Origin of the sequence: Vibrio fujianensis (assembly GCF_002749895.1) — a bacterium.
Taxonomy (GTDB): Bacteria; Pseudomonadota; Gammaproteobacteria; order Enterobacterales; family Vibrionaceae; genus Vibrio; species Vibrio fujianensis.
In genome coordinates this window covers 162,761-172,838 of the sequence record NZ_NBUS01000042.1, presented here as the reverse complement: position 1 = coordinate 172,838, position 10,078 = coordinate 162,761, and the positions used below count along the sequence as shown (strand labels likewise).

8 protein-coding genes and 1 pseudogene are annotated in these 10,078 nt (G+C 43.7%); 6 read left to right on the top strand and 3 right to left on the bottom strand.

Annotated features, from left to right (window positions below; translation table 11 throughout):
* Positions 1 to 198, top strand: a 198-nt coding sequence (locus tag B7C60_RS18805) for a hypothetical protein (RefSeq protein WP_245869133.1), incomplete at its 5' end; no start/stop codon positions are given.
* Positions 195 to 425, top strand: a complete 231-nt coding sequence (locus tag B7C60_RS09700) for a FeoC-like transcriptional regulator (protein WP_099611479.1) — start codon at positions 195 to 197, stop codon at positions 423 to 425. The genes B7C60_RS18805 and B7C60_RS09700, both read left to right, overlap by 4 nt.
* A 138-nt stretch (positions 426 to 563) precedes the next feature.
* Here B7C60_RS09700 and B7C60_RS09695 read toward each other — a convergent pair whose 3' ends face one another.
* Entirely contained in the window at positions 564 to 995 is a 432-nt protein-coding gene (locus B7C60_RS09695; RefSeq protein WP_099611478.1) for an HIT family protein, read from the bottom strand.
* A 129-nt stretch (positions 996 to 1,124) separates the two neighbouring features.
* Positions 1,125 to 2,858: an arginine--tRNA ligase gene (gene argS / locus B7C60_RS09690; protein ID WP_099611477.1), complete on the bottom strand. Its 1,734-nt coding sequence runs from the start codon at positions 2,856 to 2,858 to the stop codon at positions 1,125 to 1,127.
* 208 nt (positions 2,859 to 3,066) lie between these two features.
* Between argS and B7C60_RS09685 the strand changes: the two genes are divergently transcribed.
* A complete protein-coding gene (locus tag B7C60_RS09685) occupies positions 3,067 to 3,660 on the top strand; it encodes a VOC family protein (RefSeq protein ID WP_099611476.1) in 594 nt (197 codons plus the stop codon).
* Here B7C60_RS09685 and B7C60_RS09680 read toward each other — a convergent pair.
* A complete protein-coding gene (locus B7C60_RS09680) occupies positions 3,657 to 6,434 on the bottom strand; it encodes an insulinase family protein (protein ID WP_099611475.1) in 2,778 nt (925 codons plus the stop codon). The genes B7C60_RS09685 and B7C60_RS09680 overlap by 4 nt on opposite strands.
* Before the next feature lie 357 nt (positions 6,435 to 6,791).
* Here B7C60_RS09680 and sixA point away from each other — a divergent pair, with 357 nt between their 5' ends.
* From sixA to B7C60_RS18800, 3 genes and pseudogenes are all read left to right on the top strand, one after another.
* A complete protein-coding gene (gene sixA / locus B7C60_RS09675; RefSeq protein ID WP_099611474.1) occupies positions 6,792 to 7,259 on the top strand; it encodes a phosphohistidine phosphatase SixA in 468 nt (155 codons plus the stop codon).
* A gap of 204 nt (positions 7,260 to 7,463) precedes the next feature.
* Positions 7,464 to 9,557 carry a flagellar biosynthesis protein FlhA gene (gene flhA / locus B7C60_RS09670; protein ID WP_099611473.1) on the top strand — a complete coding sequence of 698 codons (2,094 nt, stop codon included), beginning with the start codon at positions 7,464 to 7,466 and terminating at the stop codon, positions 9,555 to 9,557.
* 30 nt (positions 9,558 to 9,587) lie between these two features.
* Positions 9,588 to 10,078, top strand: a pseudogene (locus tag B7C60_RS18800) (flagellar biosynthesis protein FlhF); the annotation flags it as partial.

Genomic DNA, 10,078 nt, shown 5'->3' with positions numbered 1-10,078 from the left:
GCCCGCTTTATTGCTGTCTGGACGATGGGGCTCGCTTATGGAGCGGCGGCACTGTTTTACCAGGCTGCCCATTTCAATGATCATCCAGTGAGTAGTGGGGGTTGGATTTTGGGAATTGTGTTGACGTCCGTTTTGGTGTTCCACTATATGAAACGTCTAGGGCGTAAACATCAGACACTTGAGGTACAACTGGCATGATTTTATCTGAGCTAAAGCAAACAATTGAACAGCAAGGATCGGCGACCCGCAAAGATCTCGCCCATCGTTTTGCTTTGAGCGAAGATGGTGTCGATGCAATGCTTGCCGTCTGGGTCAAAAAAGGAGTGATTACTCGTTTGATTGATACTAATGCTGCAAATTATGTCACCCGTGTTCGTTACTGTCTGACTCGTGAGAACGGTTTGCCACTTACGGTAACGATGTGATTGAAGCGACTACTGACCTGTCAACAGGTTGTCTCGTTTAGTGGTTTCGATTTCGATGAGTAAAAAAAGAGTCGCTATAAGCGGCTCTTTTTTTATGATTAGACCTAAATATCTTAGATGATGTGGCGCTTTATTCATTTACCGTTCAGGTGAGAACAGCGTGCTCAAGGATAAAATGGCCCGTAATTTTTGTAACATGTGATGTTGTTCTTGACTGCTACGCTGTATGCCTTGGGTATTGCCCCAAATCGGTCCAGGCCAAGCACAGTCTGTGGCAAAACGAGCAATATGGTGAACATGCAATTGAGGAACAATATTACCCAACGCGCCTAAGTTGAGTTTATCTGGTTGGAACAGGGCTTCGAGCGCTTGGCTGATGGCTTGTGATTCAAGTAAGAATTGCTGTTGCTCTTGCATTGATAAGTGGTGGAGTTCTTTGAGTTGGTTTTTTTGGGGCACCAATATCACCCAAGGTGCGGCTGAATCTTTATGAAGCAAAGCAAGGCAGAGAGGAAATTGACCAATAATATCAGTATCTTGTTCTAGCTGAGGGTGGAGTTTAAATGTCATATCTCGAATCCATAAACGCTGAATAATAAGAGTATATCGCTAATACTTAAAAAGATCTGTCATCGTGTTTCGCTGCATAAATAAAAAAAGTTGGCCATATGACCAACCTTTTTCTCTAAAGCGCAGCGATTACATCCGCTCTAACGTCTCAATACCTAACAGATCTAAACCTTGTTTAATGGTTTTAGCCGTGAGGGCGGCCAATTTTAAGCGGCTTTGTTTAATTGCTTTTTCATGGGCAACCAAAATTGGGCATGCTTCATAGAAGCTAGAAAATTGACCCGCCAATTCGAATAAGTAGCTACACATTATATGTGGCTGACCTTCACGAGCTACGGCTTGAACGGCTTCTTCAAACTGAAGCAATTTAGCGATCAAGGCTTTTTCTTTTTCCTCACTCACGATGATTTTGCCAGTGAGATTCTCCATCGCAACGCCTGCTTTAGCGAAAATAGAGGCTACTCGAGTATAAGCATACTGCATATAAGGCGCGGTATTGCCTTCAAAGGCGAGCATATTATCCCAGTCAAAGATGTAATCGGTGGTACGATGCTTTGACAAGTCGGCGTACTTCACGGCTGCCATCGCAACAGTGGTGGATATTTGTGCTTTTTCTTCGTTAGAAAGCTCTGGATTTTTTGCTTCAATTAAGGCTAATGCGCGATCTTCTGCTTCATCTAAAAGTGAAGCGAGACGAACGGTTCCACCGGCACGAGTTTTAAATGGCCGACCGTCTTTTCCTAGCATCATCCCAAAGGCATGGTGCTCAAGGCTGACCGTTTCGGGTACATACCCCGCTTTACGAACGATGGTCCAAGCTTGCATCAAGTGTTGATGCTGACGTGAATCAATAAAATATAAAACGCGATCAGCTCCTAATTGCTCATAGCGATATTTAGCACAGGCAATATCGGTGGTGGTATAGAGGAATCCACCGTCGCGTTTTTGGATAATGACGCCCATAGGCTCACCATCTTTGTTTTTAAACTCATCTAAAAAGACCACTTGTGCGCCATCATCCTCTTGCGCTAATCCTTTTTGTTTGAGGTCGGCAACAATGCCAGCCAGCATATCGTTATACATGCTTTCACCCATCACATTATCACGAGTGAGGGAAACGTTCAGGCGGTCATAGTTACGTTGATTTTGGATCATGGTCACGTCGACCAGTTTTTTCCACATGTCTAAGCAAAATGCATCACCGCTTTGTAGTTTTACCACATAGTTACGCGCTTTTTCAGCAAATGCTTCATCTTCATCGTACAGCTTTTTGGATTCACGGTAGAACGCTTCAAGATCAGCCAACTCCATGGAGACTTCGCCAGATTGCTGTTGGACTCGCTCAAGGTTAGCGATGAGCATACCAAACTGCGTGCCCCAGTCACCAATATGGTTAGCCCGAATCACGTTATGGCCGAGAAACTCAAGGGTACGGACGACAGCATCACCAATAATCGTAGAGCGCAAGTGCCCTACGTGCATTTCTTTAGCAACGTTGGGAGCCGAATAGTCAACCACAATGGTTTTTGGAGTGTCTTGGGTCACGCCTAAAGCGGCATCGACTAAAGCCAGTTCTGCTTGCTGTGCAAGAAATGACTCACACAGGAAAATATTAATAAAACCTGGGCCAGCGATTTCAGTTTTGCTCGCAATACCGTCTAAATCCAGAACGTCTAGAACTTTTTGTGCGAACTCTCGAGGATTCATGCCGAGTTTTTTGGCCGCGCCCATCACGCCATTTGCTTGATAGTCGCCAAATTGTGGTTTTGCGGATTGGCGTACCGCAGCAGGAGTCCCTGCCGGAGCGCCAGCGGCTTCAAGAGCCTGAGAGACTTTATCATTAATCAGTGCTTGAATATTCACACGCGTGTCCTTCAATTCCGAGAATTGGTGAGGTATGCATTAATGTCACACAAAAAAGGTGTGAATGCATATCTTGATCTTGTTCATAAATTAGCGGACATAATAACAATATTATGAAATCGCTTATAGAGTGAAAATTAGGAATTTTTCCACTTTCCAATGTAATGTTGGTAGCATGGTAGGTAAATTTGTTTTTTAGGTGACCAATATGTGTTGTGCATTGATGGAATCTGCCCTTCATCCTCAGCAAATGAAAAATCAATTACATGATTTCATGCTCAAAGTTCAGCAGCTTTGTCAGCATTTACAGATCGATCTCTCGCCCTTTTTATTGGATCACATTGCATTGAGAATCAATGACTGGTCATTAGCCGAAGCGGCACATCAAGCATGGTTGGCGCAAGGAAGTGTTGTTTCTGAGGCTGAAATTCATGGGCGGCCCATTATAGTGTTTTCCTTAAGCCAGCCTTTGCGCAGTCAAGGTTGGTCAATTGATTGCTTAGAGCTACCTTATCCGGCCAAGGGAAAGGTCTATCCTCAGCAAGGATGGGAACACGTCGAGTTTGTTGTTCCATCTTTAGCTGAAAGTGCAGAGGCATATCAACAAGATATTTTGCGCCAATTTCCATCATTGGCGAAGCAGTGGCAGCAATTGACTGAATTGGGGATTAAAACCAAACTTTCTTCGCCTCAAGGAAAGGGGGAGCGCCTGAGTAATCCTACCTTGGCGTTTAAATGGCAAGGTGTTTGTATAAAATTGCATCCTCATCGCTTAATGTCGATTATTCAATCAGAATGCTAACCTAAATCGTATGCTTTCGGGCGACGCTGAAATTGTGTGACTGATTCAATATTTTCTCCAAGTGTCAGTGACGGATGCTCGCGATGTGCATTACCTTGAGTATGCATAATTAAGCGATTGGCGGTTCTTGGTTTCAGCGTTTTGACAATAAAACGGATCATATCTGAGCGTTGAAGTTGCTTGAGCTCTTCCAGTACTTGTTCTCGCTGATCAAATGTTTGATCTTTATTGCCAATGGCAACCCATAAGCGCTGTGCTTTACTTCTTAATGTCGTATCCGGAGCGGCAATCTGATTCCATAACCCCCGTTTACTGCTGTGCCATTGATATTCATTTAATTCCAGTAACACCATGTAAAAGGCATTGAGAAATTCATCAATCGAACGGATCAATTCAGCAGGCGCAGCATTGGGAGATTGGACATACAAAACAATGCCAGGGTGACGATTGAGGGGCATATTTCCAGTACCGACCATATAACCGAGTTGCTGCTTGGTGCGTATTTCATGAAAGAATGTGGCTGACATTAAATGATTAGCTAGAGAATAAAGCGCTATCGTTCGCGGAGTGACTTGTTGAGATTGATAGTACACTACGATCGCTGAATCATCTTGATTGCAATTCATACCGTATTGGAATGTCCCACTCTCCCCAAGCATAACCAATGGTCGCAGTGATTCCTGATAAGATTGGTCTTTCACTCTTAAGGCATCTTTGAGCACTTCAGCCATCGCTTGTGCATCTTGCTGTTGCCAATCGCCGTAGACAAACATCTCGACATGGAGTTGAGTGAGAATTTGTTCGACAAAAGGTGCCAGTTCTTGACGTTCAATCGTTTCTAGCGCAGTCAGGAGTTCACTATAGGGAGGATTGTTTGGTTGTAATAAGCCTGTCAACGCATTAAATAGTTGTGATATTGGACGATCATGTGCCGCATTGCGCCAGTTTCGTTGTAATTGGTGTTTAACCGTTTGAAAACGATGTTCATTGAACTGACGTGTCGCAAATTTATCTAAAATCATTTTCATCAGTTGCGGCTGTTTTTGGCTAAAGCCGGACAATGACAAGGTAACGCCACCTTGATGAGCGTACATGTTGTAGCTCATTCCAGCAATTTCAGCTTGATAGGTTTCTTGTGCTAAGCCTTCAAGAAACATCTCTACACATAAACGAGTCATGACAATATTACGAATATTTGCAACCGAATGTGGGCTATCAATCGCGATATAAATAACCCCTTTAGGCACCCTGAATTCGGTTTCTTGCAGATGCCATAAACGAAAACCGGGTAATTCTTGTATGATTTGTGGTTGCTGAGAGCAAGACTCTAAAGGTTTGGGTTCTAACTGTTCGCAAATGAAAATATTTTTGGGTGGTAAATGCAATGGCCAGCGATTACCGGGTGAATCCCATTGTTTGAGTTGCTGTGCGTTCCATTTTTGGACCGAGTATGGGGTGTTATACCATTGAGCTTTACGATGGTAATGTAAACCTTGAGCGACTAAAGTGGCACGTAAATTTTTAGGTGTTAAATACGTTAAAATCTTCCGCAACAGAGTTTCATCATAAGCTTGCATCATGTAGTCACCATAGATGATATCTGCGGAGGCGTAATGCTGCATATTAATGACGAGGTGGCTCACTATATCTAAAGGCCGAGCATTTTCTTGAAAACGAAATGCGGCTTCAAGAACCGCTCTTTTTTCCATATATCGCCATTCATTAAGCCCTTGTTGACAAATGAGCTCTATCGTTTGAAACACAGCTTGGATAATCTCTTCAATATGTGCCAAACCCTGTTCTGTTAATGTACAACTGATGGAAAACTCACGATAATTACTGCCACTGGTTCCCCCTCCAGCAGAAAGCGATGTGATCCAATCTTGTGCTTTAAGCGCGATTAACAAACTGCCTTTGCCTTCATAGCCTAATAAATGAGCAAGATAAGAAAGAGGTTTGCGCTGATAATAAGCGTCGGTACTGGGCATGGGAAAGCTTAAGATGAGTTTGCGAATTTCTTTTAGCGGTTCAACATAAATCAAAAGGCCAGTGTGCTCTTCAGTAACGAACGGAGGCTCAATTCTTTTATTGGCTTGCTGTTTATTGATGATATTGCTGAATTTATCTATCACCCATGTTTCTAGCTCATCCAGTGGCTGTGGGCCTAACAGCGTGAGAGTCATAATATCAGCAGAGTAGTGGTTTTGATAAAAAGTGATGATTTCGTCGCGGATCGAGCCCCCTTGCCGATCGGCTAAGGTTGTTAGGTTTCCCACCGAAAATTTAGCAAACGGATGCGCTGGATTGATCGTTTCTTTTTGCACTTGATACAGGCGACGCGAGTCATCATTTAGCTTTAGCTTAAATTCAGAATCGACGGCTTGGCGTTCTTTATCCAAAGCCTCAGCATTAAATAGAGGGGCAATAAAAAACTGGCTAAATCGATCCAGTGCTTTTTCAAATAGATTGGCTGAAATATCAAAGAAAAAGCAACTATGTTCTGTCCCAGTCCAAGCATTATTACTGCCGCCATGTTGACTGATAAATGCTTGAAAATCACCTCGCTTTGGGTATTTTTGGGTGCCAAGAAATAACATGTGTTCTAAGTAGTGTGCCAGCCCTTGCCGATCGATAGGATCATCAAAATGTCCGACTTTAACCGCCAAAGCTGCGGCGGATTTTTGTGCATGGTCATCATGGATCAACAGCACCCGCAAACCATTCTTTAAAGTTAGATTGCGATAGCGATTGGTATCATTGGGGCTAATATGCACAAATTTCTCCGAACTGATAATTGAAGGGAAGCGCCGATCGAGTGTCAAAAAATATCTCATTCGTGAGCTGTATGATAACCAAGAAATAACAATAAAGCTCAACACTACGCGTTGGAACGGTAACTGATACTAGTATGGGACTGAAATCAGGTGATGCCAATTGAGCAGTATGAATTTTTTGAGCAAATGAGCATTTTGAACACAGAAAAGTCTTTTAAACAGATTGTTATCTCAATCGAGGTCTTTGTATTTTATGCTGCTATAATCGTGGCTAATTGTGCCTAAATTGGCGAAGAAACCTGATTCTGATTGCTTAAAGTATAAGTCGTCATCAATCCTGTAGATTAGGTAAAGAGAATGAAAATAGTGATTATGCGCCATGGTGAAGCTCACCACTATGCAGCAAGCGATGCAGAACGTGCGTTAACCGATCGGGGTCGTAATGAATCGATCGCGGTTGCTCGTGTATGTGCTGAGCAGCAAAACCTGCATCAGTTTGATAAGGTGTTGCTGAGTCCTTACTTACGGGCCCAGCAAACATGGCAAGCGATTTCATGCTATTTTTCTGCCACTCGGGTGGAAACTTGTGACGATATTACGCCTTATGGACAAGCCGAGGCGGTATTCGATTACTTAGCAGCATTGATTGAAACGGAGCAATTAGAGAGTATTTTACTCGTCTCCCATCTTCCTTTGGTGGCCTACCTTAGTGCGGAATTTGTCGCTAACCTGCCTGCGCCGATGTTTCCAACCTCCGGCATTATATGTATTGAATACTCGCCATCGTCTCAGCAGGGACAAGTTCAGTGGAATGTGCATCCGTAACTGATAGTAAATAAGATTGCAAGTGATAAAAAACTGCCCTTATAGGCAGTTTTTTATATCGAAAAGTGGGGCATTGCGAATGATGAGTTGTATGAAGTCATATTTTTGACGATTTTCAGTGGACTAAAAATTGCATAAAAATAGCAAATAAAGCGGTAACATACCGTTACCTTGTGAACTATTTCAACTTATTGCTGCAGGCCTATGAAATTTACGCTGCCATTTGCGGATAAATTACCCAACATCCCTCAACGTAGCTTACCAGCGGTTGGTGCGCCGATCATGGTTTTGGCCACTTTGGCGATGGTGGTATTACCCATCCCCGCTTTTTTACTCGACTTATTTTTTACCTTTAATATTGCCCTCGCGATGGTCGTGTTATTAGTGACTGTTTATACACGACGACCGCTTGATTTTGCAGCTTTCCCGACTGTGCTATTGATTGCAACCTTACTGCGTTTAGCCTTGAACGTGGCTTCAACTCGAGTTGTTTTACTGCATGGTCATGAAGGTGCCGGAGCGGCGGGTAACGTTATTGAAGCCTTTGGTAGTGTGGTTATTGGCGGAAATTATGCCGTTGGTTTGGTTGTCTTTCTTATTCTGATGATCATTAACTTTATGGTCGTAACCAAAGGTGCGGGTCGTATTTCGGAGGTAAGCGCTCGCTTTACCTTAGATGCCTTACCCGGTAAGCAGATGGCGATTGATGCTGATTTAAATGCAGGCTTGATCGATCAAGAACAAGCGCGAACTCGACGTTTTGAAGTCACCAAAGAGGCCGATTTTTACGGCTCAATGGACGGTGCGTCTAAATTTGTTAAAGGGGATGCGATTGCTGGTATTCTGATCTTATTTATTAACATTGTTGGCGGGCTTATCATCGGTATGGTTCAGTATGATCTGAATTTTAGCCAGGCGATGGAAATATACATTTTATTAACCATTGGTGATGGCTTGGTGGCTCAAATTCCTTCATTGTTGCTTTCGATTGGCGCTGCGATCATGGTCACGCGTCAAAATACCGATGAAGATATGGGGCAACAGGTCATTTTTCAACTGTTTGATAACCCCAAAGCGTTAACGATTACCGCTGCTATCCTAGGTGTAATGGGGCTTGTCCCGGGTATGCCACATTTCTCTTTCTTAGGTTTAGCTTCCGTAGCGGGCGGTGCCGCTTATTGGCTCCAACGTAAGCAAGCAAAAGCGAAAGAAGATTCACAGGTTCCGGTAAAAAATCAATCAGAGGCAACAACGCCACGAGAACTCTCTTGGGATGATGTACAACCTGTTGATGTCATTGGCTTAGAAGTCGGTTATCGTTTAATACCGTTAGTTGACCGAGACCAAGGTGGCGAGTTACTGGAACGTGTCAAAGGGGTACGAAAAAAGCTTTCGCAAGACTTTGGTTTTTTGATTCCTCCGGTACATATTCGTGACAATTTAGAATTGACGCCGAACAGCTATCGGATCACCTTGATGGGGGTTGCGGTTGGTGAAGCGGAAATTCGACCTGATCAAGAGTTAGCGATTAACCCTGGACAAGTGTACGGCATGATTGATGGTGAGCAAACGTATGATCCTGCATTTGGTTTAGAAGCCATATGGATTAGAGAGGAGCAACGAGAGCACGCGCAAGCGTTAGGTTATACCGTGGTTGATTCATCAACGGTTCTCGCGACGCATCTTAGCCAGCTATTAACCAATAACGCCGCTCAGTTACTTGGCCACGAAGAGGTACAAAATCTATTAGAAATGCTCGGCCGAACAGCGCCAAGATTAGTCGATGGCTTTGTGCCTGATCAACTGCCACTTGGCACTATGGTAAAAGTGTTGCAAAACCTGCTCAACGAAGCGATTCCGATTCGAGATATTCGTACTATCGTACAGACTTTGGCTGAGTACGCGAGTAAGAGTCAAGAACCTGACATTTTAACCGCAGCAGTGCGCATCTCACTGAAACGATTAATTGTTCAGGAAATCAACGGCATAGAGCCTGAATTGCCGGTTATTACTTTGGTCCCTGAGCTGGAACAGATATTGCATCAAACTATGCAAGCCTCAGGAGGTGAGTCAGCGGGAATTGAACCTGGTTTAGCTGAACGCTTACAAATGGCACTGAGTCAAGCGACTCAAGAGCAAGAGCTTAAAGGTGAACCTGCTGTGTTGCTAACGTCTGGCGTGTTACGTTCGACCTTGGCCAAGTTTGTCAAAAATACAATCCCGAATTTGCGGGTTCTTTCCTATCAAGAAATCCCAGATGAAAAACAAATTCGAATTGTACAAGCGGTGGGAAATTAACCACCTTAACGTAAAGTACGGATATCTGCTTTGAAAATTAAACGATTTTTTGCCAAAGACATGAGAATGGCTCTGCTACAAGTTAAAGAAGAACTTGGTGCGGATGCTGTCATTATGTCCAATAAAAAAGTCGCAGGTGGCGTCGAAATAGTGGCGGCTGTGGATGGCGAACCCGCCTCAAATACGTCGCTAGCTACGAAGCAATATCGTGCGAATCCGCCTCAGAATAGCAATCGATCTGCTTCATTAGCTTCAACGCCGACTCGACAATCCAGCCGAGAGCTTGCAGAGGATCGGGTCAGCTTACAACAAGCTAATCAGGCTAATGGCCACGGTATGACTGAGCGTTTTGCGAGCATGCTTAAACAATATAGCCATCACCAAACCTCTACAACGGAACCTCGTCAAGACACTGAAGATTCACTGACGGCATTACTTAAGCGAAAACGTAGTTCAACCTCTTCTTATCAAAAAAACAATGAATCAATGTTCTCAAAAGGCGTCGATGAGAAAGGTGCAGC

Excerpts from the sequence above, each read along its gene's own strand:
- B7C60_RS09700 (WP_099611479.1), top strand. The coding sequence starts at position 195 with ATGATTTTATCTGAGCTAAAGCAAACAATTGAACAGCAAGGATCGGCG.
- B7C60_RS09695 (WP_099611478.1), bottom strand. The coding sequence starts at position 995 with ATGACATTTAAACTCCACCCTCAGCTAGAACAAGATACTGATATTATT.
- B7C60_RS09685 (WP_099611476.1), top strand. The coding sequence starts at position 3,067 with ATGTGTTGTGCATTGATGGAATCTGCCCTTCATCCTCAGCAAATGAAA.
- sixA (WP_099611474.1), top strand. The coding sequence starts at position 6,792 with ATGAAAATAGTGATTATGCGCCATGGTGAAGCTCACCACTATGCAGCA.
- flhA (WP_099611473.1), top strand. The coding sequence starts at position 7,464 with ATGAAATTTACGCTGCCATTTGCGGATAAATTACCCAACATCCCTCAA.